This is a genomic window from Bacillus sp. PS196, assembly GCF_037963555.1.
Classification (GTDB): domain Bacteria; phylum Bacillota; class Bacilli; order Bacillales; family Bacillaceae; genus Bacillus; species Bacillus subtilis.
Map to the genome: position 1 here is coordinate 2,658,718 of NZ_CP150159.1, position 26,565 is coordinate 2,685,282.

Sequence of the window (26,565 nt, forward strand, 5' to 3'; positions counted from 1 at the left end):
TCAATTCCTTCATTTTAAAAAACGATAGAACATAGGCTACCAGCTGCATTTAGGAACAACCGGACCGTCTGAGCCTGTATACATATATGTATCAGAGACAAATCCAGGAACGATCTCCCCGCTGGCAAGCGTCCGCTCTGTGTAATTCCAAATATTACTCGTTCCATACTTTCCAGTTACAGTTGTACCGGTTTTGTAGCAATAGATCGGGATGCGGGTTCCGCTCGGAATGGTCGTTACAATTCCCCAACTTGTACCTGGGCCGCTGCGCATATTGACAGGAGCACCGCTGCTTGTTGAAACCGTATAATACTGAGCTGCAAGTGCATGGCTAGAAAAAATGAACACAGATGCAATCATCACCGTTAGCATACTTAGCCTCTTTAGCTTATTCACCTTATACCCTCCCCTTATAAATGCCGTACGTTTGACTTTCTTACATCCAGTTAAGGATTTACTTTCAGATACCATGCCCCCTCCCCTCCCATATATTTATCAATGTACCATAAACTAGATCTTTCAAAAGTGGAATTATTCCTATGTTTTCGACAATTAAGGATACAAAATAAATGGTAGTCAGGCTTGATATTGATGGTGTGTTACATTTGGCTCTTAATCATTTGTCCAGTCGGTAATCACGATTGACAATCAGGAAAAAGGACATGGATCAAGCGGCTTCGTTTCCACCAATTAACTCAATCAGTGTACTGCTTCCTTGTATCCACGCTTCTTCTCGATTCATAGATACTCCACCTTTTTCACCAATCAAAAACGGACACCATACAAATCAGCGTAAATGCTGCAAGTTCAGTGTCCGCAACCTATTATGACTTTGCTTTCTTTTACCAGGGCGTGTAAAAATGATTAGGTACGTTATCAAACGTTATTCTATGATTTTGCGAGTCAAAAAATCATAACATTTTATATATTTCAATCAGATTATGATCTGGATCTCTGAAGTGAGCAACTCGGGCACTCCATTCCTTGCGATCATGCGGTTTATTCTCACATTTAACTCCTTTTTCGTGTAAATCGTCATACGTTTTATCAACATCTTCTACCTTAAACTGAAGCAAAAATTTTGATTGAGCTTCTCCTTCCAAGGACTTTTTTTCCTCTCCAACGATTTCAGCCATCGTTTCTCGAGATAAAAGCTCTATTTTCGTTTCCCCATTATCAAAGAGTGCATATTCCATTTCATTCTCTAACCAACTTATTGGAAGTCCTAATGAATCTTTATAAAACTCGACGCTTTTCTTAAAATCATTCACCAACAGTCTAATTTGTAACAGCTTCATATCGAGTGCCTCCTATAAAACCATACTTTTACTGGTCATCCAATTTAATGATACCAAAGAAACCTGACAGCACTATGTCAAGTTTCCATACTTCACCCTTATTTCAGATTTAAGTGCAGTTTAGTCCATGTCATAAGAACGAGCAAAAACAGCGATTCTTAAAACAAAAAATGATACCGAGTGTATTTTCTGTATGCTTCAACTTCATTTCGGGAAATGTAACGTTGATAAAAGGAGGTTACATCAATATGGATCATCAAACATTGGCAGCTCATGAGGCTGTTGACTTACATGAAATCGTGAACTTTAAAACACTTTGTATAGCGAAATCAAAGTTAATGCAAGGGCTTGTGTTTGACCAAGAACTGAAGGACTTGATGGAAAAAGATGTACAGCAATCCATTCAAGACCTTACTGAATTACAAGCGGTTTATGAGCGTGCCTCATTTCAGGCCCCTGTCCCTCAAAGCCGCCCAACGCCAATCATCAATTGAAAGGAAGGTAAGCCTCTTTGAATAATGATCATTTAGACCCCATTAATTCGCTGAATGTGCCTGAACTAGCAGACACTACATTCGCGATGGATTTTCTTATACGAGCTAAGGAAGGCGTAAGGAATACTGCTGTAGCTTTGACAGAAACCGCTTCACCAGATGTAAGAGCCTTGCTGCGGAAACAGCTGATGCAAGGAATTGCAATGCACCAAGAGATTACGGAACTGATGATCAGCAAAAAATGGTTCCATCCATATGAGCTGAGCGAACAGTATAAGCTGGATCAGCTCTCTGCAAAAAACACGATCATGGTCGGCAATATGAACCTCTTTCCTGATGAAACAAATCGTAAAGGGATGTTTGACCGGACACCTGATGAACACTAACACTGGAGGTTTTACAGCATGAAGGCAGTAACGTATCAAGGCATTAAAAATGTTGTTGTCAAAGATGTCCCCGATCCAAAGATTGAAAAATCCGATGACATGATTATCAAAGTCACCAGTACAGCCATTTGCGGATCAGATTTACATTTAATCCATGGATTCATTCCAAATATGCAAGAAGACTATGTCATCGGCCATGAACCGATGGGAATCGTCGAAGAAGTTGGTTCTGGGGTGACTAAACTAAAAAAGGGAGATCGGGTAATTATTCCCTTTAATATAGCATGCGGGGAATGCTTTTTTTGTAAAAACCAGCTGGAAAGTCAATGTGATCAGTCTAATGACAATGGGGAAATGGGTGCTTATTTCGGCTATTCAGGGCAAACTGGCGGTTATCCAGGCGGGCAAGCTGAATATTTAAGAGTGCCGTTTGCGAATTTTACCCATTTTAAAATCCCTGAATCTTGTGAGGAACCCGATGAGAAATTAAGCGTGATTGCCGATGCCATGACCACCGGCTTTTGGAGTGTGGATAATGCCGGCGTAAAAAAAGGCGATACAGTTATCGTTCTCGGCTGCGGACCAGTCGGCCTGTTTGCTCAAAAGTTTTGTTGGCTAAAAGGTGCAAAACGCGTCATAGCAGTAGACTATGTAAACTATCGCTTACAGCATGCGAAACGTACAAACAAAGTAGAAATCGTTAATTTTGAAGACCATGAGAATACAGGGAATTATTTAAAGGAAATCACGAAAGGCGGAGCGGATGTAGTCATTGACGCTGTTGGGATGGATGGTAAAATGAGCGATCTCGAGTTCCTTGCCAGCGGCTTAAAGCTTCATGGCGGAACGATGAGTGCATTGGTCATTGCTTCCCAAGCTGTTCGCAAAGGAGGAACCATACAAATTACAGGTGTGTATGGAGGCAGATATAACGGTTTTCCGTTAGGAGATATTATGCAGCGAAACGTCAATATACGCTCTGGACAGGCTCCAGTGATCCACTATATGCCGTACATGTTTGAACTAGTATCGACAGGCAAAATTGATCCGGGAGATGTTGTCAGCCATGTCCTGCCGCTTAGTGAAGCCAAGCATGGCTATGACATTTTTGATTCAAAAATGGATGATTGTATCAAAGTTGTGTTAAAGCCTTAAAAAACGGAGGTTACAGAAATGGAATACGCCTTACACGAAGTGCTTGAGGTTCAGGAAATGACTGCATTTAAGACACTTTGTTTGACGAAATCTAAAACAATGAAAGCACTGGTATCTGATCCGAAGCTGAAAGAAATCATGCAGCAAGATGTTGATATCACCACACGCCAGTTGCAGGAATTTGCCTCTATTTTATCTAATGCAAAGCACGAATGAGGAGATGAATAAATCATGAATCCTATCATAGAATATCTGACTGGCATGAATGTTCTAACAGACCAAATCATTGCTATGGACTTATTAATTTCAGCAAAGAACGGAGTCAGAAATTATGCGATGGCAGCCACTGAAGCCGGAACACCTGAAGTAAAAGAGGTCCTTATCCGCCATTTGGAAGAAGCACTCGATATGCACGAACAACTCTCAAGCTATATGATGGAAAAAGGCTGGTACCATCCTTGGAACCCTGACGAACAAGTCAAGCTGAATTTAAAAAATATTGATACAGCCATTCAATTGCCAACCCTTTAACATACAATGACTGATTTGCTGAGGAACAGTATTGATTGGCCACAACTGTTCCTCAGCTTCAAAATGAGCACTGTTTGTTCGGGTCCTATGACCGTAAATAGATTAACCGCTTTTCTCCATCTGATCTCCGATAATGTTTGCAAATTCTCCAATCCAAATAAGGAATCGTAACCACCTCTTTTTATGCGATCTCTTGATGGAGAAAACAGGCCAGAAACAAAATCCTTCGTTTTTGACCTGCCCTCTTCACACGCAAAGAATGCTACCTTCTTTGCTCCACTGATCCGTGAAGACTTTCCGTTTTAGGCCTGCTTTTGAGCTTTGCCTCATTTTCGCGCAATTTCCCATCATAATCTTTAATTTTTGTGTCTAATCTTTTAATTGTTGCATCAATTTCTTTCCGCTTCTCTATCAGCCGCTGTTGTTCGTCAGCCAGGATATTTTTTCGAGCTTCTACTGTACGGTCACCTTCGGTAAATAATGTTGTATATTCAATTAGCGCTTCTATCGATAGTCCCGCATTTCGCATGCATTTAATGAATTCAATCCATTTGATATCTTCTTCATCATAGTCGCGAATGCCGCTGTCTTTTCGTTTTACAGGCGGGATTAATCCTACACGTTCGTAATATCGGAGTGTTGCGGCTGTCAGGCCAAACTGCTTTGCCACCTGAGCAATATTCATGATCTTCACCTCTCTATCCTGTATGTTGTGAAGGTAACACTTAAAGTTAACTTTAAGTCAAGCTCAAAACAAGTGGTTAGCTGCTGAATCTGGGTTTATATATTCGGGACTTGCCTTAAAGCACACTTTAAACTCTATACTTCTCCATGCACTAAAAACAGTGTAGTTGGAGGGATTGCTGAATGGCAAATAAACACACTGCCGGAAGAGAACAATTAGGAGAATTTGCGCCAAAGTTTGCTGAACTTCATGATGATGTTTCGGTGACATTTGGGCAAGAGAAGAAAAACTTTCACCCCGGGATCGCAGCATGATTACAGTTTCTGCATTAATTACTGACTGTTTCTCAGCTTATAAATCAGGTTCATTTTAAATGGTTTTTTAAAAAAACCCTTGCCTTAAAGCAGACTTTAAGGTTTATCGTTATGTTGAAGACACCATAAAACATAAATAAGTGCATGTTTTTATTTACAACACTTATGATGAAGAAAGGATAGGTTCATATGTGTAATCAACATCAAACCCGTGTATTAAGCGTGTCACATGCAAAAGCCAAATTTGAACAAACGACGATTGAGCGAAGAGGATTACGGCCGCACGATGTCTTAATCGATATTAAATTCAGCGGTATTTGCCATTCAGACATTCATAGCGCTTTTGATGAATGGGGCGGTGGCATCTTCCCTATGGTGCCTGGACATGAAATAGCCGGTGTCGTAACAGCCGTTGGAGCAGAAGTCACCAAGTTTGCTGTCGGAGACCGCGTTGGTGTCGGCTGTTTTGTTGACTCTTGCGGAGAATGCGAATACTGTCTCAACGGAGAGGAACAATTCTGCACGAAGGGTGTTGTTCAAACGTATAACTCAGTAGACTACGACGGAAACCCCACTTATGGCGGGTACAGCCAAAAAATCGTTGTCACTGACAGATTTGTTGTTCGCATACCAGATCGTTTGGAAATGGATGTTGCCAGTCCGCTGTTGTGTGCAGGTATCACCACGTATTCCCCGCTGAAACACTGGAATGTTGGCCCTGGTAAAAAAGTTGCGATTGTAGGCGTGGGTGGCCTTGGACATTTGGCGATTCAATTTGCACATGCGATGGGTGCAGAGGTAACCGTTCTGAGCCGTTCCATGAATAAGAAAGAGGAAGCTCTAGAACTCGGTGCAAATCATTACTTTGCAACAAGTGACCCAGCCACATTCACTGCATTGGCCGGGCGTTTTGACGTGATCTTAAATACGGTATCGGCAAATCTCGATGTAGATGCCTATTTATCAATGCTTCGTATAGACGGGACACTTGTAAACGTTGGAGCTCCTGCCAAGCCGGACACATACAGTGTGTTTTCCCTAATCATGGGGCGCCGCAGCATTGCAGGTTCTCTAGTCGGCGGAATTCAAGAAACTCAAGAGATGCTGGATTTCGCAGCTGAGCATGGCATCGAACCTAAAATCGAAGTCATCGGAGTTGACCAAGTGGACGAAGCATACGAACGTATCCTCCGAAGCGATGTCCGTTATCGATTTGTGATTGATATTTCCACATTGTAATAGGTTAGTCCTTATATGGGCTGACCCGCTTTTAATGAAACTCACGAAAAATAATCTCGTTAAGCAAATATTTTGAAGGCCGGTCAATCTTCCTGTTATTCTATGAATAGAGAGTTATTAGGAGGGTTTTTTATGAGCAAAAAAATCGCAGTTCTTGTTACAGACCAATTCGAAGACATCGAATATACAAGTCCGGTAAAAGCATACGAAGAAGCTGGCTACAGTGTTGTGGCTATCGATTTGGAAGCCGGCAAAGAAGTTACCGGTAAGCATGGCGAGAAAGTAAAGATTGACAAAGCCATCTCTGATGTGGATGCAAGTGACTTTGATGCACTTTTAATTCCTGGGGGATTCTCTCCGGATTTGCTTCGTGCAGATGACCGTCCGGGTGAATTCGCAAAAGCATTTGTCGAAAACAAAAAACCTGTTTTCGCAATTTGCCACGGCCCGCAAGTACTGATTGATACGGATCTTCTAAAAGGCAAAGATATCACAGGCTACCGCAGCATCCGCAAAGATTTAATCAATGCCGGTGCAAACTACAAAGATGCAGAAGTAGTCGTCAGCCACAACATTGTCACAAGCAGAACACCTGATGATTTGGAAGCATTTAACCGCGAATCATTAAATTTGTTAAAATAAAACGAGAAGGCACAGACTGTTCAGGTCTGTGCCTTTTTTAAAATTAAGACTCCTTCTTTACATTCTGAAAGACAGCAGTCGCGTCCCACACATTCAAGCCAAATTGGCCTTCTGAAAATGCGGAATCATTTGCATCAATCACAAGACGATCATCTAAATAGATTTTAAAGCGATCGCCCTCGGCCTCTGTTTTCAGATGATACTTTTTATTAACGTCTATCGGTGTTTTGTATTCAGCAATGACAGAAGCAGCACCGTTCTCAAATTTAAAGAATTTCACTAGATCATGCTTCGCATCCACATTGGCAAGGTAACCGTTTTTGGCATCTTTGTCAGAGCGAAACATTAGTGCTCCTGCCCCTCTTCCGTTTCCATCCTTAATGGTGATATCAGATTCATAAGTGAAGTCTGACCCGGATGCTGAAGACAAGATAAAGGAATCTCCGTCCGACCTCCCTTGTTTCCCCTCAATTGTGTCTGCCCACGTGCCATTTACAGTCGTCCAGCCAGTCAAATTGGACATAAAAGGTGACGTTCCCCATACCTTTTTTAAAGGGTGTATGGTTAAAGATTTTACCTTTACACCGCCATTTGCAGCATATAATTCAAGCCCTTTGCTTGATCGGTCTGGGAGAATAATATCCGTTATGACCTGCTTTCCATCATTCCCAAATACTTCAACCGAGGAGCGGTCAACAAAAATGCGCAACTTAACCTTCCCATTTACCGGCTTCAACGGGGCTGTTTCTTTTCCGGTGTTAAAGGCCGGATTAAAGGTGTTGTTGCCCGACTCGCTCCGGTCAACGAACAATTTGGCGTTCCTTCGGTCATAGCCGACCTTCGTAAATTGATTTTCACCTGTTCGGACCTTAAAACCAAATTCAGCAGCTGAACCAGGGCTTACTTTAAATTCTGCATTTATTTCATAGGCATCTCCAGATTGCCCCGCTAACACATTATGACTTGCAGGCGATATGGTCAGATTCTTCCACTTCTTAGAGGTTCCGCGAATGGTTTCCAGCTCTTTCACCGGTGTTTGGACCACTCTAACCCCTTCGGTAAACGCTTTCAATTTTAACTCTCTTGGAATGGACGTTGCACTTCTCCATGGGGATGTCGGAACATCATTCGCATATTGCCAATTGCTCATCCACCCTAACCATAGCCGGCGGCTGTCTGTGGATGGAATATCAGACCAGGATACAGCCGCATAAAAGTCTCTGCCGTAATCCGTCCAGAGAACTTTGTTTGACGGGTTTTCATTTTTAAAATGAGTTCCATCAAAGTCCCCTACAAAATATTGCATGCCTGATCCTCCCGAGACCGCTCCGTTTCCGACACTGACCTGCATGACCCATTTTTTTCGATTCGGATTGCCGTCTACCGGAAGCTCAAATAAATCCGGGCATTCCCATACTCCCCCGTGGCTTCCTTGATCCTGTCCAAATTCACTTGCATACGTCCACTGCTTCAGATTTTTTGATGTATAAATGAGGATTCGGTCACCGGCCGCAAGCACCATCACCCACTTTTTTTCTTTCTCATACCAAAAGACTTTTGGATCGCGAAAATCTTTTTTACCCGGGTTTGGAATGACAGGGTTGCCAGCGTACTTCGTCCATGTTCTTCCTTTGTCGTTGCTATAGGCAATACTTTGCACTTGATGGCCTTCCCGATCCTGTGTATAAATGGCCACAAGCGGCTTCTCTTTGCCTGTTTGAAAACCGCTTGTGTTATTTTTATCTACAACTGCACTTCCAGAAAAGATCGTGCCTTTTTCATCCGGATAAAGCGCAACAGGAAGGTGTTCCCATGTAACCAAATCTTTGCTGACAGCATGCCCCCAATGCATGGGCCCCCACTGAAGCCCGTATGGATGGTATTGATAGAACAAGTGATATTCCCCGGCATAATATACCATTCCGTTTGGGTCATTCATCCAGTTTGCCTCCGGTGTGAAGTGGTATTGAGGACGGTAATCCTCATCATAGTAGCTTGAATCGGCTGCATCTGCCGAAAATGCCATAGTCAACAGCAGGGTGAACATGATCATGACTTGAATAAGTCTCTTTTTCATTTGTTCCTTCGCTCCTCTCTTCATGTTTGAACACTTTCAAGAGAGACTGCTGCGCAAGCTGGTCCGTTTCTGGCAATTCTCCTCTGTTTCGCTGTTATCCGAATGATTTATATATGAAAAGACTGCTGCAGTTTCTCTCTTTTTCCTTCACACACCTTATGCTAAGAATCCAGCCCAATACCCGAGAATCCCGATGACAAAGATGCCGCAAATAATGAGAAGAGGATTCACCCCTTTGCGAAGCATCCATGCCACCAATAACGTTAATCCGAGAGGCAGCGCACCCGGCATAATGCTGTCTAACACATTTTGTACAGTTTGAACATCTACTTTTCCGCTTTCATCCTTAATCCTGGATACAACGATTGGAATGTTGATGGTGGTCCATTTGGACACGAGAGCCCCCATAACAAATAATCCGAGAATCGAAGCGCCCTCTGTAAGCTTTTGAATGCGATTCCCCGCTAAATCCTGAAGAATCTCCATTCCTTTCACATAGCCATACTTTAATCCGTAATATTTTGTGCTTAATCTTATGGCATTCAGCAAGAAAAAGAATAGCAAAGGGCCGGCAATGTTTCCTCCTAAAGCAAGGGAGGCTCCTAGCGCAGCTAAGACAGGACGAATCGTTCCCCAAAAAATTGGGTCGCCTACGCCCGCTATTGGTCCCATCAAACCAATTTTCATTCCGCTTATCGCTTTTCCGTCAATTCCTTTATTGTTCGCCATTTCTTCTTCCATGGCTGCCGTCACGCCAAATATAGGCGCTGTCAGCCACGGATGTGTATTAAACCATTCCAAATGCCGCTGCAAGGCTTCGTTTCTTTTCGCTCCGGGACCGTACAATTTTTTGATCGCCGGTATCATGACATAACAATATCCCATTGCCTGCACACGTTCGAAGTTAAAGGAACCGAGCAAAAAATTTGAACGAATAAACATGCTGAAAATTTCTTTTTTCGTTAATCGTTTTTCTTTCTCCATTTTTTCTTCCCCCCTCATCGTTTAGGCATCAAGATCATCATCGTCATCATAAACAGCAACACTGCCACTGTCTGATGCGGCCGCGACTGCTCCGTGAGCGCTTTGTTTTTGCATCACCTGCTGGTATAAAAGCGCCAGACAGAGACCAAGGGCTCCAAATCCCACTAAGTTAAAATCGGTAAACGCCGCTAATAAGAAACCAATATAGAAAAATGGCTTTAAATAAGGAATATTCATCATATTGATCACCATGGCATACCCGACAACCACAATAATGCCTCCGCCTATTTGCAGTCCTTTTGTAATGACATCAGGAATATTTCCCAGGAACGCCTGAACAGCGCTGACACTAATTAAAGCAACAATCAATGTAGGAATCATGACGCGCAAAGCTTGAAACACCATCGCGGTAATATGCATAATTTCAATTCCTTTTATATTTCCCGCTTTTGCATATTGATCAGCGCGGTGGATGAAAAAGACAGTGATCGTCCGAACAAAAATCGTCAGCGCCTGACCCGCAGCTGCTAAAGCAACAGCAACAGCAATCCCTTCGCCAATTCCCTGATCAGCGGTAATAACTAAAATGGTTGAGATGACAGAGGCGATCGCTGTATCAGGTGCCATGGCAAGCCCGACGTTCATCCAGCCGAGCGCCATCAGCTCCAGTGTGCCTCCAAGAATAATTCCCGTTTTTAAGTCCCCGAGCACCAAGCCAACTAACGTACAGGCCACAAGCGGCCGGTGTGTCTGCCCTTCATCCAATACACTTGCGATTCCGGTGATTGCTGCAATGATTAACAACAAAATAATTTGTAATGAAGACATATTCTCATCCCCTTGATTATTTTGTTACGTTCCGTAAAATCTGTACAAAATCCTCACTGGCATCTGAAGGCAGCTGCCTCAATTCCAGTTTCACGCTCTTGTCACTTAATGTTTCAAATGCCTTTATATCTTGTTCTGTGACACTGACTGATTTTGTGATTTGCCTGCGATGATTTTCAAAACGCATTCCCCCGACGTTTACGGTTTTGATCGGTACACCTGCTTCTATAAGAGATACAATATCAGACGGATTTTCAAACAAGAGCATTGCTGTTACGCCTTCGTAGCGCGGACTATGAAATGCTTTTGCCATTTTAGAAACCGAGACGGCACTTGCCTTTACATTTGAAGGAGCAACAGAAAGGATCAGCGTTTTTCTCATTTCGTCCTGAGCAATATCGTCGGAGACAACGATGATTCGGTCGGCTGCATGGACTTTTATCCACCTTGTCAGGATTTGGCCGTGAATAAAGCGGTCATCAATTCTTGCTAACACAATGTTCATCATAATTCATCCTCTCTTGTATCTTGATTGGCTGTTTTTACTTTTTCTAAATGTTCACTGCACACTTGAAAGCTTTGCTGACTCATTGCTTTTAAGTTGTTCAGCAAATCTTTGAGAGCCAGATGTTCTCTCAGGCTTAATACCTCCAGCAGAATCGGCAGGTTTACGCCGGCTGCCATATCCATTCTTTGATCCTCAGCAATAAAGGAAGCTGCCGCGTTATATGGCGTCCCTCCAAAAATATCGACTAAAAAAAGCACTTCATGTTCTTCCGGGATATCCTTGAGCGCCTGATGATATTTTTCTTGCAGCGTTTGTATTCCTTCCCCTTTAAAAAACGGCACTGCAATCAGGTTATTTTCTTCACCGAATATCATCCCTGAAGATTCTTTTAATGCTATGGGAAAATCTCCATGACCGCTGATAATAACTGAAATCATATCTATTGCTCCTTTCCTGTTTTGTACATCCATATATAATGCAAGGATCGTGCCAACACAGTTGTGTTAAGCGTTTTCATTGTTATTTCAGCCAATAGCAATTTGTTGTTGAAACACTTAAAACGAAAAAAATAAACCTGTATTAAAATGGTGTTCCATTTAATACAGGTTCATATGAAAAAACTGTTTTTAAAACAGCTGGTCATGCACTTCTTCAGCAAATATGGCGGCTATAAATAATTTTTCATCATCACTTATGCGAAGTCCGAGCTTTTCTTCATAAGGGGCTAATGTTCGCTCTGTCACGTACACCATTTCCTTCAGCTGATCATTGATCTCTTCTTCCTCTGAGAAAGCGATCGGATTCTGCTTAATTACCCTTTCAAAGGCGAAAGCCGTGTGCATAATGACTTTGATCAAAACCGCATTATTGAAAATGACCCCCAGCTCATCTTGAACGGTTTGCAGCCACTCCAATAACATTTCGATCACATGGTGGGGATTCAAGAAGACAAGGTATTTTTTCAGGCTATCCTCGCAAAGCTCCCTGACAATCATATTTGCTTCGTTCAATCCATTGCTCAAGGGGATGCTTCCTTTTGTAATCGCCTGTTGAATCAGCTTCTCTCCCTGCCCTTCAATTAACACTTCTAAAGATACATGCGGAGCATTGATTTTAGGGTCTTTCGTTCCGACTGTCGCAAGGATTTCATACTCTTTTTCGATTTCTTTTATGCTGTTGGCCAGCTTAATCGATGATACGGTCAATATGTGAATCGGTGTATCGGAGGCCTTGTTTACGATCGTGGTTAGAATGTCTTCCAGCTTTTTCGCCGTCCCGCTGCCCGTGGTGCAGATGGATACCAATGCCTTCTTTTTGCCGGGTGCCGCTGGCTGACGCTCCCACAACTCGATAAAATCCTTCGTGACCGATTGATAGATCGCATGCAAATTTAAATTCAAATAGTTGACCTTTCTGACAGCATCCAGCACCATTGAAGTCGTAACATTGCTGATCGTTTTAATGGAAATTCCTGTCTTTTCCTCCAGCCTGCTTTCCAGCATTGCAAGCGACCCCATGTCTACCAGCATTAAAACACCTTCACCTTCATCAACCTGTTTCATTTTTTCTGCTACGCATTCAAGAATGTCCGAAGGTGAAACAGAAAGCGGCATATCGACTGCTGCAATCGGCGTGCTCCCTAGCAGTTCTGTCGCGACTTCAACCATCGAACTCGCCGTGCTGTTTCCATGCGCAGCCACGATGATACCGACTCTTTTGTTCTCCTTTAACGATTTGATGGAATGGATTAACATCGTTAAGTAGATGACTTCTATTTCAGGAATAGCCACTTTAAAATATTCCTGAATTTTATCTTTAAAAATCATCGCCACCCGATATTCTTTCACATGGGTATCACGAATTTCATCCGTCTCCTGTGTATTCAAAACATCAATTTGCTTTCCTCGCTTTAAAAATGCGTCAATATGCATACTCAAGAAATAAATAAACTTACGGTCAAATGTGCAATCCAGCTCATGTTCAGCTATTTCTTTTAACTGTTTTGTCATTTGAATCACGTCATCTTCAACGAATGTCAGCAGGCTGTCTTTTTGAAAAGCTTGATGATGAAAAAAACTTCTGACATGCAAATGGACATCAGTCAAGATGTATTGGTTAATATCCTTTTTGGATAAACCTTCTTTCATAAGCGTTTTCACTTTTTCCTCAATCAAATGATATAAGTTAAATGAGAGGTCTTCGTCAATTTTTGTTGTTTCATCTTCTACAATCGGAGAGATAATCGTTGTAATATTGACATATTCAGAAATGGCTTTGCTTCTTTGCATGTTTTTGCTGCTGGACATCCATTCTTGCTTGATTTCATCAGGCAGATCGCGAACAGTCAGTTCAATAACTTCATTTCTGTCAAGGTTATGCAAAAATCCGTGTGCGCAAACTAACTGGACATTTGATTTCAGCTGTCCGACATTTCCAAATTTCGCAGAGTGAATAAGCGCATTATAGACATCGATATGCACACTCAGATTCTTCTTAATTCGCTCTGCTTCTTTCCCTAATAAAAACGTCGTCAGATCCACTCTTTCTTTAAGCGATCGTTCTTCAAGCGAAGGAATATGAATGGTCATTGGGATTCTTCGCAAAAACGTTTTCAATAGTGCAGAACTCGGATTTTCTGTAGTCGCACAAATAAACAATACGTTCGATGTTCGTTTATGTTCAGATTCTCCAAGCCTGTTATAAGAACCGCTGTCAATAAAATAAAACAGCATTTCTTGTCCCTCGGGAGGGAGGCGGTGGATTTCATCCATAAAAAGAATGCCCCCATTGGCCTGTTCGACTAAACCCGCCTTATCCTCGGCAGCACCTGTAAATGAACCTTTTTTGTGTCCGAATAATTGAGAAAGCAATAATTGAGGGTTGTTGTAGTAGTCTGCACAGTTAAATGTAATAAATGGTGCGCCGGCCTTCAATATGTCAGAGTAAATGGCAAACTGGTAAATTCGGTTCGCAAAAAGGGATTTACCGGAACCAGTCGGCCCTAGGAGGAGCATATGCAGACCGTTCGGCGGATAAAAGACAGCTGCTTTTGCCTGGGAGATCGCTTTCTTCAAACTCCCTTTTGCCCCTATCATAAGCTCTAGGGGATTCGTGGAAATGTGTTGATGATTTTGCTTTGAATTTCCGGAAAACGCCTGAAGGTCTTTCACTTCCATCATCTCTGTATCCCATTTCTTGTTGAATAATTTTTCTGCTATCTCGACTGGGATGTATCTTACAGGAAACGTTTTAATTTTGATGACCTTTTTGGACCGGACGAGATTGTTCAATTCAAAGCTGACATTGGACCGCTCCATTTTCAGCTGCTCGGCAATCTCCTTTGCTGAATTCCCCTGTATTTTTAAAAGATGATCTAAGGTTGAATCATGAAAATTATGCTTGAGCTGATGGTATATTTTATCTATTCTTCTCACGTCTATCATCCTTTGTCCTTATTAGATAAGCCATTAACAAGAATATTTCGAAACTTTATAGTCCGCGTTGAGATTATCTGCTGATACACGTTTAAAAAGGTCTCTATAGCAGATTGACAAAGCTGGCTTTTATGCGTATATGTTTACATGTTGAATCATTTGCATCTCATATTAGTATGATAGATGCTCAGTTCTAGAGGGCCAGTCCCCTTCAAAAGTAATAATCAGTAAACAGTTTATCATTCTCGGGGAATGTAATGATGTCAAAATCATCAATGACAAAAAATGAATCTTATAGATCATGACAAATTACCCAAATATAACCCCTTAAGTTCGTTCACAACTAAAAAGACGAACACTCTATGTGACCGCCACAGTATTACAATTTGCAAAACTTCGTCATTTTTGCAATCCACCTTGAAAGTTAAGGAGTCTGTAAGCTTAAAAACTTTATCTCCGATTCTATCGATTTGATCCCCCTGCAGGCCTCAATCATAGTGGGTATGCAATTATACAAATCATTACCGATTAAAACTAGCCTGTCAGATTGTCCAAATGACTTTCCTGTTTTACTCTGCTATTCAGGTAGAATCACGAGTAAAAATAGAGCCACAAGACATGTAACAGCACTTAAAATAGTTTTAAAATTTAAAAATAAAAGTATCTATTCTTTTAAATGTTATAATATCCGATAAAACTTTACTCATCTTTTTATTACTGGAGGAAAATAAAATTGATAGGCAATTCTAGCAAAGACAATTTTGGCCAGCAACAGAAATTGTCTAGAGGCCTTAAAAACAGGCATATACAATTAATGGCGATTGGAGGTGCAATCGGTACAGGTTTATTTTTAGGTTCAGGTAAATCCATCCATTTCGCAGGACCATCCATTTTATTTGCTTACTTGATCACCGGCGTATTTTGCTTTTTCATTATGCGTTCGCTCGGAGAACTGCTCTTATCAAATGCGGGATACCACTCTTTTGTTGATTTTGTAAGGGACTATTTAGGAAACATGGCAGCATTTATCACTGGGTGGACCTACTGGTTCTGTTGGATTTCCCTCGCGATGGCTGATTTAACGGCGGTCGGCATTTATACGCAATATTGGCTTCCCGATGTGCCTCAATGGCTGCCGGGTCTTCTTGCGCTTATTATCCTGCTGGTCATGAACCTTGCCACCGTTAAACTTTTCGGAGAATTAGAATTTTGGTTTGCATTGATCAAAGTCATTGCCATACTGGCTCTGATCGTAACTGGCATTTTCCTGATTGCGAAAGGTTTTTCCGCAGCTTCCGGCCCTGCCAGCCTCACCAACCTTTGGAGCCACGGCGGCATGTTCCCAAATGGATGGCATGGGTTTATCCTATCGTTCCAAATGGTTGTCTTCGCTTTCGTGGGTATTGAACTGGTTGGACTGACAGCAGGTGAAACAGAAAATCCCCAAAAAGTGATCCCTAAAGCCATCAATCAAATCCCTGTCCGGATTTTACTTTTTTATGTTGGCGCACTTTTCGTGATTATGTGTATCTATCCTTGGAATGTGTTGAATCCAAACGAAAGCCCATTTGTTCAGGTCTTCTCTGCAGTAGGCATCGTTGTGGCTGCCAGTTTGATCAATTTTGTTGTATTAACATCAGCCGCGTCAGCTGCAAATAGCGCTTTATTCAGCACAAGCCGAATGGTCTATTCACTTGCAAAGGATCATCACGCACCTGGACTATTAAAGAAATTGACTTCTTCTAACGTGCCAAGCAATGCGCTGTTCTTTTCATCCGTCGCCATTCTGATTGGCGTTAGTCTGAATTATTTAATGCCTGAGCAAGTCTTCACACTGATTACAAGTGTTTCTACAATATGCTTCATTTTTATTTGGGGCATCACGGTGATTTGCCATTTGAAATATCGAAAAACAAGGCAGCATGAAGCGAAAGCAAACAAATTTAAAATGCCTTTTTACCCATTATCCAACTATTTAACACTTGCATTTCTCGCGTTCATTCTTGTCATATTGGCACTGGCAAATGATACACGTATTGCTTTGTTTGTCACCCCGGTCTGGTTTGTTTTATTGATTATTTTGTATAAGGTGCAAACCCGCAGAGGACATAAGGTGAAATAAAAAAGACAAGGGATACTCACTCCCTTGTCTTTTTTATAGGGCCAAACACTAAATTAAACTTTGGTTTCAAATTTCATTTAAGTGTTAACTCAAACCAGTTTTGATGCCGAAACCTACTAATATTATTCCGGTAATTTTTTGAAACACTTTCTGGAACTTTGAGTTTTTCATCCATTTTTTTGCGTAATCAATAATATAAACAAGAAACAGAAACCACAACACCGCTAATAAGGTTAGGATTGAAGCTAAAATAATGAGCTGCTGGTTTATATTTCCGTTCAAATTGATAAATTGGGGCATGATTGTAACATACACCAAAACAGTTTTAGGATTGAGAATGTTACTGAGTGATCCCTGCATAAAGGAAGTTTTATAATAACGTTTCGGAGAACTTGCCATATTTTTTGCTTGGGATTGCATGTCATCTAACGAAAACATACTTTTCGCAAAAAAACTTTTTACACCTAAATAAATTAAGTATGCCGCTCCCAAATATTTGATCGTTGTGAAAAGAATCACTGACTTTGCGATCACCACTGATAATCCTAAAATGGCAATCACCGTCCAAAAGGAAAGTCCTGTTGCCAATCCGAGAATGTTATAACGGCCGGCTTTCGGGCCATACCTAAGCGTATTTTTCATCACAAGCATCGTATCTGCCCCCGGCATGATAACCATCATGGCAGCAATCGGTATGTATGCGAGTAAGCTGTGCATTGTTCTCTCCCCCTTTAAAAAATCCCCTCAATCATATAGTGACTACAAAAGTAACTACTTATAAAAGTGTATCAATGCGTTTGGAATAAATCAATATGGTTTGTTAAAATAGCGATTACTAAGGCAGCGATTGCTCTTTATATTGGAGGATATATGAAAGAAAATATGTTAGACATTTTAAAAAACCTCAATTTTACAGAATATGAATCGAAAGCGTATTTGGCATTATTGCAAGAATCACCTTTAACAGGCTATGCCGTTGCCAAAAAATCCGGAGTGCCCCGTTCTAAAATTTATGAAGTATTGGAAAGCCTTGTCATAAGGGGAGATGTTTTTGTCAGTCATGGAAATACGCCTCAGTATGTTCCAGTCCCCGCAAAAGAACTGATTAAAAACCGCCGGCTCAAAGCGGAAGAGCATTTTGATCAGGCTGAGAAATATTTTGAAAAGTTCGAGCAGACTGCTAATGACCGGGAAAACATCTGGAATATCACCGGCCGCAGTGAAATTCTTGAAAAGGTGAAGGCTTGTATCTTATCCGCCAAAAAAAGAATCCTCTTAGAAATATGGAAAGAGGATTTTGAGGAGATAGAATCAGAGCTCAAACAGGCGGCAGATCAAGGCGTTATTGTCACCATTATTGCGTACGGAGACATCGTATCTGATTTTGCCAATGTTTACCTTCATGATATGAGCAGTGAAATTACAGAAGAGTATGACGGACGGTGGCTTGTCTATAGCGGAGATGATTCAGAAGTAGTAGCGGGCATTGTCTCACTTGGCAATGACAGCCGTGCTGCATGGACGATGCATGTAGGTTTAGTCATGCCTATTACTGAAGTGATCATTCATGATCTGTACCTCATGGAAATTCTGAAAAAGCATAGAGAGCTATTAGAAGAGAGCTTCGGGAAAAATCTCATCCAGTTGCGCCGTAAATTTTCTATTCACTCAGATTTCAAGAAACATTATTTGGAATAATGTTTGGCATCTCTTACCCCAAAAACAAGGCTTGTACAAAACAAGCCTTGTTTTTTTATGCATAAACCCCCCATGCTGATTTACTTCTCTCTTTTAAAAAAATGTGATTCTGCGCAAACTATTTTTCAGCCTGCCGCGTCTATCCTAGGTAACAGCCTACGATATACGTATATTCAAAAAGGAGCCCTTTATTGCAATGAAGAAAAAACAAACAACAAAAGCGTTGCTTGTCACATGCATAACTGACCATAAGCAAGATTTCTACAGGTTGGCTTTCAGTTATGTGAAAAATCAAGATGACGCATTAGATATTGTTCAGGAATCTATAAAAAAAGCGCTGAGCTCAGTTAAAACGGTCAGGAACCCTGGGACGATAAAAAGCTGGTTTTATAAAATTTTAGTACGGACAGCCATTGATTTTTTGCGCAAACAAAAAAAGATAAGAGTGATGGACGACGAAACGATAGAATTTTTAAGCAAAGGAAAGGAAGACCATTACAAGGATACTGATCTCCATGAAGCGCTTGACGAATTGCCGTACCGCTATAAAACCATTATTATTTTACGTTTTTTTGAAGACCTCAAATTAGAAGAAATTGCGGAAATTACAGGAGAAAACACGAATACCGTCAAAACGCGCCTATACAGAGCATTGAAGCTGATGCGCATTCAGTTGACGAAGGAGGATCTTTCTTAATGGATAAGAGATTACAGCAATTAAGAGAAGAATATAAAAATGTTCAGATTCCTAAAGAATTGGATATCATTGTTGAAAAAGCCCTTCAGCAAGAACCAAAAAAGAAAAGAATCGTCATGTGGCCGACATCAGCAGCAATCGCTGCAGCTATTTTATTCACTGCGCTTGTTAATATCAACCCGGACGCCGCTCAGGCTATGTCCAAGATCCCTGTCATCGGCAAAATCGTCCAAGCGATCACCTTTATTGAAATCAAAGAGGAAAAAGACCAATCAAGCATTGATGTCAAAACACCTGCTTTGTCCGGGCTTTCTAATAAAGAGCTTGAAAACAGCATTAACCAGAAATACTTGAAAGAAAGCCAGCAGCTGTATAAAGAGTTTATACAGTCCACATCCAAAAACAAAAAAGGGCATCTCAGCATCTACAGTGATTACGAGACGGTCACAGACACGCCAGATTTACTCTCTATCCGGCGCAATATTGAAAAAACACAAGCATCTTCCTACACACAAAGCCGTTATATTACAATTGACAAAAAGAATGATATTTTACTTACATTAAAAAGCTTATTCAAAGATGAGCGCTATATTAAAGTCATCAGTCAAAATATTAGAGAGCAAATGAAACAGCAAATGAAGGAAGATCCAAATAAAATATATTGGCTCACTGACGAAGATGCAGAACCGTTCAAAACGATTCTTCCTGATCAGACGTTTTACATTACTGAAGACCATAAACTTGTGATCTCATTTGACGAATATGAAGTCGCCCCCGGCTATATGGGCGTTACAGAGTTTACAATTCCAACCCGTGTCATTTCAAACTTGCTCGTGGGAGAACGTTATATTCGATAAAATAAAAACATCCATCTAAGATTATGGATGTTTTCTCTCTTCTCTATTCGAGGTCGTAACCTCGCTACCAAAAACAACGAGAATATTTACATACTATTGGAGGAATACCCATGTATCACAAGACACAGCATCATCGATACATTCCTGGACTTGATGGCCTTCGGGCTTTCGCCGTCCTGTCAGTTATCGCTTATCACCTAAATTTCAATTGGGCTAACGGTGGTTTTATCGGAGTTGATATCTTTTTTGTTTTATCCGGATATTTGATTACATCTATTCTATTACCGGCATATGGAAATGATATCAATCTTGATTTTCGGGATTTTTGGGTGCGCCGCATTCGGCGGCTTATGCCAGCGGCTTACCTTATGATCTTTTCCACTGTTGTGTGGGTCGTATTGTTTGATCGAGAACTATTACACACTGTACGTGGAGATGCGATCTCTTCTCTCTTTTATATGAGCAATTGGTGGTTTATTTTTCACAAGCTATCATATTTTGATAGTTTCGGTTCCCCATCACCTCTAAAAAACCTTTGGTCGCTGGCGATTGAAGAACAATTTTATATCATATGGCCGATGTTTTTAGTTGTTGGAATGTACATAATGAAAAGCCGCGCCAGATTGGCTGCGGTGATATCATTGCTTGTGCTTTGTTCAGCCGTGATGATGAGCGTACTGTATGAACCTGGCGGAGATCCGAGCCGCGTTTACTATGGCACAGACACTCGTTCGTTTGAACTTCTCATCGGATGTGCCTTGGCTTTGGTATGGCCGATGAAAAGGCTGTCTTCCAACAGGCTGCCAAGCAAACTGAAGCACACTTTGCACGCCACTGAATTTTTGGCATTTTGTATTTTAGTGTTGTGTGTCTATTTCACAGATGAATACGAGCCTTTTCTTTACAGAGGCGGAATGCTATTCATTAGCGTGACTGCCGCAATCCTTATTGCATGTGTTTGCCATCCGAGCAGCTTTTTAGGCAATCCGCTTTCATGGAGGCCGCTTCGGTGGCTTGGAACGAGGTCTTACGGAATTTATCTTTGGCACTACCCTGTTATTGTGTTAAGCACGCCAGTTCAAGAAATCGGAAACCCTGTTTTTTGGCATATCGTGCTAAAGGTCATTGTGACATGTATACTTGCCGAGCTCTCCTACCATTTTATTGAGAAGCCGATACGGACACAGGGATTTAGGTCATTTTCCCGCCGTGTTTTTATACATAGAATCAAGGAATGGAAAACGACATCTGTCATCAGCAAAATGTCAATTGGTTTCATTATTTTCGCTATACTTATTTTTGCAGGCGGGCTGTCAGGGCTAGCCGGCGAGCAAAAGCACCCTACCAAATGGACCTATAGCTCACAAGAAACAAATGCTGACACCAGCCAGGCTTCTGGGGATAAAAAGAACGCTGCAGCAGATAAAAAACACAATCCTGAACAAAAGACAACAGATTCCAATCAGGGTCAAAAGGAAAACAAAGATAGTGGGCAAGAGACTCATAAAAAGAAAGACACGCAATCCCAACAGTTGAAAAAACCAGCAGACACTGCGAAAGAAGTTTTAGCTATAGGAGATTCCGTCATGCTTGATATTTCTTCACACCTGCGTCAGTCATTTTCAAATGTGACGATTGATGGAAAGGTAGGGAGACAAATGTCTCAAGCTTTGGAACTCACAAGGGAATACAAGTCTTTTAATCAGCTGAACAAGGCTGTTATCATTGAGCTTGGAACCAATGGCTACTTTACAAACAGCCAAATCGAACAACTGCTTCAATCTTTCTCAAAAGCTCATATCTATCTTGTCAATACACGGGTTCCCCGCCAATGGGAAAGCAAGGTTAATGAGTCTTTACAGCGCCAGGCAAGCGCACATCAACATGTTACGTTAGTTGACTGGCATACAGAAGCTCTTCAGCATCCGGAATATTTTACCCCTGATGGTGTTCACTTGGTTCCTAAAGGGGCAAAAGCTTTGACTGCTCTTATTGTTCAGGCGATGAAATCGTAAAAAAGAGATCCTATGCGGATTACTTTTTCACTTTAGTTTCTGATCGTTGATTATGTCTCCTTTCAGCAAGGCAGCCCTTATGTTTACATGCCGTTTACGTAAGGGTAAGCCAAAATTGAATGGAGGGATGATAATGAAAGGAAATGAAGAACATGACATCCAAAAAGAGTTGAAACGATATGAGCTTTTTTTCAAAAAACGATATAAGGTTCTTTATACAGTAAACGATTTTATCATCGGTGCTATGTTTCTCGTTGGAAGTTTTTTCTTTTTCTATGACCGGTTAATGTCGGCAGGGATATGGCTGTTTGCGATCGGAAGTTTGCTGCTGTTAATCAGGCCGACCATTCGGCTGATTCATGACTTTCATTACCGTAAGCATGTGGAACAGCAATTCAAGCATCAATCTTCAACAGATGACTGATCTTAAGGAATAAGAAAGAACAAAATGCCAAAAGCCTGAGTCGAAAATCAAAAACAAGACTTTCAGACTATTTATTTTTGAAAATAAGGTAAAAAGAACTAAACTTTTGCCTCTGCATGCCGATATGAATAATAAGGCCGGCGCGATACTCCCTATAACATCCTTTTCAGTAGATTTCATTATCGTGCCGGTTTTCTCATATGCAAAGCAATCCCGCCAATCAGATTGGCGGGATTTTATATTTTACATTCCTGTCCAAACGTCTTTCACATAACGTCTTTGATCTTGCAGCTTTTGCAGCCATACAGCTGATTCTTCCTGACTTGCTGCTTTTTCAGCTTCATATGCCAATCGCAAAGTTCTCTCTACATCAGGAGCCATTTGCGATCCATCACCGCATACGTAAATATGAGCCCCTTTTTCAATGAGTGTCATCAATTTCTGCGTATCTTGCTTGAGCAAGTGCTGGACATATCCTTTTGGTTCGTTTTCGACGCGCGAGTAGCATCGGCGGATTGTGACCAAACCGTCCTGTTCCGCTTGATCCAGCTCTTCTCTGTAAAGGTCGTCATGGTCCGGGCGGCGGCAGCCGAAGTATAAAAGTGCTTCACCAAGGGTGCTTCCTTCCTTCTTCAAAACCGATCTTGCCTGAATAAAGCCTCTGAATGGCGCAATTCCTGTGCCCGGCCCGACCATAATCATAGGCGTTTCAGGATCATTCGGCATCTGGAATCCGGACTGCGGCGTACGAATGAAGCAAGCTGCTGCATCACCTGTATTCAATTCTGCTAAATAATTAGAGGCGACACCCCGGTATTCACCTCGGCCGCTCCATGCTGAGGCTTTCACAACTCCTACCGTCATGCTCACGATATTTGCATGAACTTTCGGTGAGCTTGAAATGGAATAGTATCTCGGTTTTAGTGATGGCAAAAGTGCTAAAAACCGTTCAAACGGCATTTCGCAAGCAGGATAATCCTCTAAAAAATCAAGCATGGTAAGACGTTTTGCAAGTACCTGCTCTTTGTAAATGCCATCATCTGAAACGAGCTGTTCCAGCTCTTTTTGATGCGGCGGACAGACTGTATAAGAGGCCAGCTCCCGAAGCTGAAGCCTTGATGCCGGTTCCTGCAGCTCTACATAGGACGACAATAAATCCGCAACTTTGATCGGCCGATCCATCGGCAGATGAGACATTTGAGCGCTTCCGCTTACTTTTATCACATGATTGGACTGCAAACCGAATCGGCTGAGAACCCGCTGAACAAGCTCCCTGCTGTTCTTTGGCAGGATTCCGATATGATCGCCTTCTTTATATGTTTTACCAGCCGGAATTTCCAATTCAATATGGCGGGTTGAACGCGTGCTGTCAGCTGTCTGGAGTTCTCGATTCTCTAACACAATCCCTTCAAACGCGCCATATGCTTTAGCAACCGGCGTTTCCGTCGCTTCACTGAGAAAAGTAATCGATAATGAAGGCCTGTCTTCTTTCTGGGCTATTTCGTTAATATCAAATGCGTCCATCGTTTCCTTCCAGAAGCGGTTTTCCCAAGACTCGCGATGGCTTTCAAAATCATCGGCGGCGTCACCTTCCCCAATCGCTGTTAAACGCGATGCCCCCTTTGCTTTCATCATGTCATCAATCAGGCGGGGAATCCGCTGATACGTGCTGGCCCAGCTCCGGTTCCCGCAGCCGAATACCGCATAGGAAACACCTTTCAATTGGCCTTCCTCAAGTTCTTTCAGCCACTCTACAAAGCCGGCAGCATTATCAGGCGGCGCCCCATTATAAGAAGCCGTTACAATGACGACTGCCCCTTCTTCAGGGAGCTTGCCAATATAATCATCAAGCGGAGCCGTTTCAGCTGTAAAGCCCATCTGGCGGCCTTGAGCAGCCAGTTCACCGGCTATTCCCTCAGCTGTCCCAAGGTTTGAACCGTAAAGAACGAGTAAAGGTGTGCCGTGTTTAGGTTTGGTTTCTTTTGGCTTTGTTTCTGTTTTGATGTCTGTCTCTTCTTTTCTCTGTACATTGATTGCCGCTGTTTTCCGCGGTTTCACAGTAATTTTAAAATCATCCGGCTTGATCGTTAATGCTTCTTTGATTTTTAGTTCGTAGCCAGTATGGTTTATCAATTCAAAATGCTTTAATACAAGACCGAGAACCATTGTCGCTTCTTGAAGAGCAAACTGCATGCCAATACAAGCACGCTGTCCGTTTCCAAACGGCTTATACGCATGGTGAGGGATACTTGAAGGATCCTCAAACCGTTCCGGACGGAAATCTTCCGCATCCGGTCCCCAAGCGTTTTGATCCCGGTGCAGTTTTGGAATTAAAACAGTGACTGGCTGCCCTTTACTGATCGGATATTCCCCGCCTAGAACAGTATCCTCCTTCGCATATAGAGAAAAAGCCGGAGCTGTTGGATACAGTCTGAGGGTTTCATTTAAAACCATCCGAATGTATTTGAGCTGCTGGATTTGTTTATATTCAGGCGTGTCATCCGTTAACACGCGATCCGCTTCCTCCTGAGCTTTTTTCAGTTTTTCCGGATGTGTAAGCAGACAATAAATCGCAAAGGATAGCAACCCGCTTGTTGTCTCATGTCCAGCAATTAAAAATGTGATGATTTGGTATCGAATGTTTTCGTCATCCAGCGTTTCACCCGTTACTGGATCCTTGGCATAAAGCATGAGAGACAAGAGATCCTTAATGTTTTCATCCGGATTCGCCTTTCGCTCCGCTATCATTCTATCAACCAGGGAGTTCATGACTTCTATATCCTTTTGGAACTGCAGCTTCGTTTTCACCATCATCTTATCTTGCAGACCTAGTCTTTTCGATTGATTCATCGCCTCTTTTAAGGCACGGAGCATACTGGTGATAAACGGATGCTGTGAATCACGGTAAAAGCTGTTGAATCGATAGTTAAATCCGCATAACCCAATCGTATCAAGCGTCAGACGTGTCATATCGTCTGCTACATCAATTTCTTCATTAGGGTTTAACCGGCTCCATTTTTGAATCAGCTGGGTTGCGATATCCAGCATCATAGAATGGTAGCCTTTCATCGCTTTTTGACTAAAACTCGGCAGCAAAATGCGGTGGGCTTTTTGCCAGTTCGGTTCGTGCGTCCAGCTTGTAAATAAGCCATCTCCCCCGAATTCGCGCACCTTTTGCAAGCCTTTGCCAAGGTTCTTGTCAAAGCGGCTTTCATCACACACTTCAGCCACAAGATTGTGGCCCGATACAAAAACACTGGATACTCCCGGAAAATCAAAACGGAAAATCGGCCCCAATTCATCAGCTATCCGCCATAAGGATTGAGAAAGCTGTTCTTTTTCAAGATGCGGAAGATTTTTTAAAGGTCCGTATGTTTTGGGCTGAGGTATTGCGCTTGCCTGTTTCATTAACATCTCCCTTTCCTATTTTTGTGATGAATGAAGCTTAATGGCGTCCCAGCAGCATTGTTCCAATTCAGTAATTAAATCAGTGTCCATCTCTATATCACCTGTTTGAACGAGCTGATATATCTTGAGAAACGCCCCTAATACAATCGCAATTAACACATTAGAGGGCAGGCTGCGAATCACGCCTTCCGCTTTTCCCTTATTAAAATAGTCATCAAGCATTTGAGTCAGATTTTCTATCATTTTTTTGCTTGTATGATTTAAGTAATGAGCATCTTTTTTGGTTTCAAGAAAAAAAAGCGCATAGTCGCTCTCTTTCGTAAACTGAACGAGACAGCAAAATACGTGGTGAAAGCCTTCTCTGACAGGCAATTCTGAAACATCTTGCTTCAGTTTTTCCGTAAATCGCTGGATGCTTTCTTGAAACAGTACGTTAACGAGTGTTTCTTTGCTGTCAAAATAACGATAGATCGTTCCTGTCCCTACATGAGCACGTTCAGCTATCATAGGAATAGTGGTAGCGTCAAAACCCCTTTCCGTAAAAAGTGAGACCGACGCTTTCATAATCATGTCGTATTTACTGCTGGATGCGGATAACATGTAATCTGACAACCTCCGATTCGTTTGCGGAATGAATATTCATTCCTTTTGTTCACAAATAATGTCTGCCCTGTCTGAAATCACCTCTTTGTTCTTTCTTCTGTTATAAGTTTAAATGAAAAAAACTTTTTTTAATATAAAGTATATGCAAAAAATAAAAAATTAAGAA

The 26,565-nt window shown here is 41.8% G+C and carries 27 protein-coding genes and 2 pseudogenes; 15 read left to right on the forward strand and 14 right to left on the reverse strand.

Going from position 1 to position 26,565, the window contains the following annotated elements; translation table 11 throughout:
• Positions 1 to 36: 36 nt before the first annotated feature.
• The 3 genes from NST79_RS13915 to NST79_RS13925 all read right to left on the reverse strand — a co-directional run bounded on the left by NST79_RS13915 (position 37) and on the right by NST79_RS13925 (position 1,298).
• The gene (locus tag NST79_RS13915; RefSeq protein WP_004399021.1) at positions 37 to 396 is read right to left on the reverse strand and encodes an SH3 domain-containing protein; all 360 of its coding nucleotides are present in this window, start codon (positions 394 to 396) and stop codon (positions 37 to 39) included.
• A 271-nt stretch (positions 397 to 667) separates the two neighbouring features.
• Entirely contained in the window at positions 668 to 769 is a 102-nt protein-coding gene (locus NST79_RS13920; protein WP_119123071.1) for a hypothetical protein, read from the reverse strand.
• A 142-nt stretch (positions 770 to 911) separates the two neighbouring features.
• Positions 912 to 1,298, reverse strand: coding sequence for a VOC family protein (locus NST79_RS13925; protein WP_004398984.1), 387 nt, complete (start codon positions 1,296 to 1,298; stop codon positions 912 to 914).
• Positions 1,299 to 1,546: 248 nt separating this feature from the next.
• Here NST79_RS13925 and NST79_RS13930 point away from each other — a divergent pair, with 248 nt between their 5' ends.
• The 5 genes from NST79_RS13930 to NST79_RS13950 are packed head-to-tail and all read left to right on the forward strand — an operon-like array spanning position 1,547 to position 3,864.
• Entirely contained in the window at positions 1,547 to 1,792 is a 246-nt protein-coding gene (locus NST79_RS13930; protein WP_003229845.1) for a spore coat protein F-like protein YraG, read from the forward strand.
• Positions 1,793 to 1,809: 17 nt separating this feature from the next.
• A complete protein-coding gene (locus NST79_RS13935) occupies positions 1,810 to 2,178 on the forward strand; it encodes a spore coat protein (RefSeq protein WP_009967868.1) in 369 nt (122 codons plus the stop codon).
• An 18-nt stretch (positions 2,179 to 2,196) separates the two neighbouring features.
• Positions 2,197 to 3,333, forward strand: a complete 1,137-nt coding sequence (locus NST79_RS13940; RefSeq protein WP_003229843.1) for a zinc-dependent alcohol dehydrogenase — start codon at positions 2,197 to 2,199, stop codon at positions 3,331 to 3,333.
• A gap of 18 nt (positions 3,334 to 3,351) precedes the next feature.
• Positions 3,352 to 3,549 carry a hypothetical protein gene (locus tag NST79_RS13945; RefSeq protein ID WP_014480384.1) on the forward strand — a complete coding sequence of 66 codons (198 nt, stop codon included), beginning with the start codon at positions 3,352 to 3,354 and terminating at the stop codon, positions 3,547 to 3,549.
• Between the two features lie 15 nt (positions 3,550 to 3,564).
• The gene (locus NST79_RS13950; protein ID WP_003246006.1) at positions 3,565 to 3,864 is read left to right on the forward strand and encodes a spore coat protein; all 300 of its coding nucleotides are present in this window, start codon (positions 3,565 to 3,567) and stop codon (positions 3,862 to 3,864) included.
• Between the two features lie 262 nt (positions 3,865 to 4,126).
• Here NST79_RS13950 and adhR read toward each other — a convergent pair whose 3' ends face one another.
• On the reverse strand, positions 4,127 to 4,549 hold the full coding sequence (adhR, locus tag NST79_RS13955) for a MerR family transcriptional regulator (RefSeq protein WP_212058917.1): 423 nt from the start codon (positions 4,547 to 4,549) through the stop codon (positions 4,127 to 4,129).
• A gap of 182 nt (positions 4,550 to 4,731) precedes the next feature.
• On the opposite strand from adhR, the pseudogene NST79_RS13960 reads away from it, so the two are divergent.
• From NST79_RS13960 to yraA, 3 genes and pseudogenes are all read left to right on the forward strand, one after another.
• A pseudogene (locus NST79_RS13960) lies at positions 4,732 to 4,922 on the forward strand (carboxymuconolactone decarboxylase family protein).
• A gap of 130 nt (positions 4,923 to 5,052) precedes the next feature.
• Positions 5,053 to 6,102, forward strand: coding sequence for an NAD(P)-dependent alcohol dehydrogenase (gene adhA / locus NST79_RS13965; RefSeq protein WP_212058919.1), 1,050 nt, complete (start codon positions 5,053 to 5,055; stop codon positions 6,100 to 6,102).
• A gap of 132 nt (positions 6,103 to 6,234) precedes the next feature.
• Positions 6,235 to 6,744, forward strand: coding sequence for a cysteine protease YraA (gene yraA / locus NST79_RS13970; protein WP_003229836.1), 510 nt, complete (start codon positions 6,235 to 6,237; stop codon positions 6,742 to 6,744).
• 43 nt (positions 6,745 to 6,787) lie between these two features.
• Here yraA and sacC read toward each other — a convergent pair whose 3' ends face one another.
• The 7 genes from sacC to levR all read right to left on the reverse strand — a co-directional run bounded on the left by sacC (position 6,788) and on the right by levR (position 14,575).
• Complete coding sequence (gene sacC, locus NST79_RS13975; RefSeq protein WP_250629437.1) at positions 6,788 to 8,797, reverse strand: levanase; 2,010 nt, start codon at positions 8,795 to 8,797, stop codon at positions 6,788 to 6,790.
• The gene (locus NST79_RS13980) at positions 8,730 to 8,897 is read right to left on the reverse strand and encodes a hypothetical protein (RefSeq protein ID WP_225722062.1); all 168 of its coding nucleotides are present in this window, start codon (positions 8,895 to 8,897) and stop codon (positions 8,730 to 8,732) included. The genes sacC and NST79_RS13980 overlap by 68 nt, the downstream gene beginning before the upstream one ends.
• An 80-nt stretch (positions 8,898 to 8,977) precedes the next feature.
• Complete coding sequence (levG, locus tag NST79_RS13985; RefSeq protein ID WP_003229834.1) at positions 8,978 to 9,805, reverse strand: PTS fructose transporter subunit IID; 828 nt, start codon at positions 9,803 to 9,805, stop codon at positions 8,978 to 8,980.
• Positions 9,806 to 9,826: 21 nt separating this feature from the next.
• Entirely contained in the window at positions 9,827 to 10,633 is an 807-nt protein-coding gene (gene levF / locus NST79_RS13990; RefSeq protein ID WP_014477476.1) for a PTS fructose transporter subunit IIC, read from the reverse strand.
• A gap of 16 nt (positions 10,634 to 10,649) precedes the next feature.
• Positions 10,650 to 11,138 carry a PTS fructose transporter subunit IIB gene (levE, locus tag NST79_RS13995; protein WP_029318159.1) on the reverse strand — a complete coding sequence of 163 codons (489 nt, stop codon included), beginning with the start codon at positions 11,136 to 11,138 and terminating at the stop codon, positions 10,650 to 10,652.
• Positions 11,138 to 11,578, reverse strand: a complete 441-nt coding sequence (gene levD / locus NST79_RS14000) for a PTS fructose transporter subunit IIA (RefSeq protein ID WP_003246144.1) — start codon at positions 11,576 to 11,578, stop codon at positions 11,138 to 11,140. Before levD ends, levE begins: the two co-directional genes overlap by 1 nt.
• A 189-nt stretch (positions 11,579 to 11,767) precedes the next feature.
• A complete protein-coding gene (gene levR, locus NST79_RS14005; RefSeq protein WP_212058921.1) occupies positions 11,768 to 14,575 on the reverse strand; it encodes a transcriptional regulator LevR in 2,808 nt (935 codons plus the stop codon).
• A 555-nt stretch (positions 14,576 to 15,130) separates the two neighbouring features.
• On the opposite strand from levR, the pseudogene NST79_RS14010 reads away from it, so the two are divergent.
• Positions 15,131 to 15,270, forward strand: a pseudogene (locus NST79_RS14010) (hypothetical protein).
• Positions 15,271 to 15,308: 38 nt separating this feature from the next.
• Positions 15,309 to 16,697: an amino acid permease gene (locus NST79_RS14015; protein ID WP_119899617.1), complete on the forward strand. Its 1,389-nt coding sequence runs from the start codon at positions 15,309 to 15,311 to the stop codon at positions 16,695 to 16,697.
• 84 nt (positions 16,698 to 16,781) lie between these two features.
• On the opposite strand, the gene NST79_RS14020 is transcribed toward NST79_RS14015, so the two are convergent.
• Entirely contained in the window at positions 16,782 to 17,414 is a 633-nt protein-coding gene (locus NST79_RS14020) for a LysE family transporter (RefSeq protein ID WP_014477480.1), read from the reverse strand.
• Positions 17,415 to 17,567: 153 nt separating this feature from the next.
• On the opposite strand from NST79_RS14020, the gene NST79_RS14025 reads away from it, so the two are divergent.
• The 5 genes from NST79_RS14025 to NST79_RS14045 all read left to right on the forward strand — a co-directional run bounded on the left by NST79_RS14025 (position 17,568) and on the right by NST79_RS14045 (position 22,388).
• Positions 17,568 to 18,395 (forward strand): TrmB family transcriptional regulator, encoded by an 828-nt coding sequence (locus tag NST79_RS14025; protein ID WP_040082334.1) that lies wholly within the window; start codon positions 17,568 to 17,570, stop codon positions 18,393 to 18,395.
• Positions 18,396 to 18,591: 196 nt separating this feature from the next.
• The gene (sigV, locus tag NST79_RS14030; protein ID WP_212058922.1) at positions 18,592 to 19,092 is read left to right on the forward strand and encodes an RNA polymerase sigma factor; all 501 of its coding nucleotides are present in this window, start codon (positions 18,592 to 18,594) and stop codon (positions 19,090 to 19,092) included.
• The gene (gene rsiV / locus NST79_RS14035) at positions 19,092 to 19,949 is read left to right on the forward strand and encodes an anti-sigma-V factor rsiV (protein WP_212058923.1); all 858 of its coding nucleotides are present in this window, start codon (positions 19,092 to 19,094) and stop codon (positions 19,947 to 19,949) included. The genes sigV and rsiV overlap by 1 nt, the downstream gene beginning before the upstream one ends.
• 110 nt (positions 19,950 to 20,059) lie before the next feature.
• A complete protein-coding gene (oatA, locus tag NST79_RS14040) occupies positions 20,060 to 21,964 on the forward strand; it encodes an acyltransferase family protein (RefSeq protein WP_212058924.1) in 1,905 nt (634 codons plus the stop codon).
• A gap of 133 nt (positions 21,965 to 22,097) precedes the next feature.
• Positions 22,098 to 22,388, forward strand: a complete 291-nt coding sequence (locus tag NST79_RS14045; protein WP_004398584.1) for a YrhK family protein — start codon at positions 22,098 to 22,100, stop codon at positions 22,386 to 22,388.
• Positions 22,389 to 22,631: 243 nt separating this feature from the next.
• Here the strand turns inward: NST79_RS14045 and cypB are convergent, their stop codons facing one another.
• Together cypB and fatR are read right to left on the reverse strand one after the other, a co-directional pair.
• A complete protein-coding gene (cypB, locus tag NST79_RS14050; RefSeq protein ID WP_212058926.1) occupies positions 22,632 to 25,796 on the reverse strand; it encodes a bifunctional cytochrome P450/NADPH--P450 reductase in 3,165 nt (1,054 codons plus the stop codon).
• A 15-nt stretch (positions 25,797 to 25,811) separates the two neighbouring features.
• Complete coding sequence (fatR, locus tag NST79_RS14055; RefSeq protein ID WP_021480200.1) at positions 25,812 to 26,396, reverse strand: transcriptional regulator FatR; 585 nt, start codon at positions 26,394 to 26,396, stop codon at positions 25,812 to 25,814.
• Between the last annotated feature and the right edge of the window lie 169 nt (positions 26,397 to 26,565).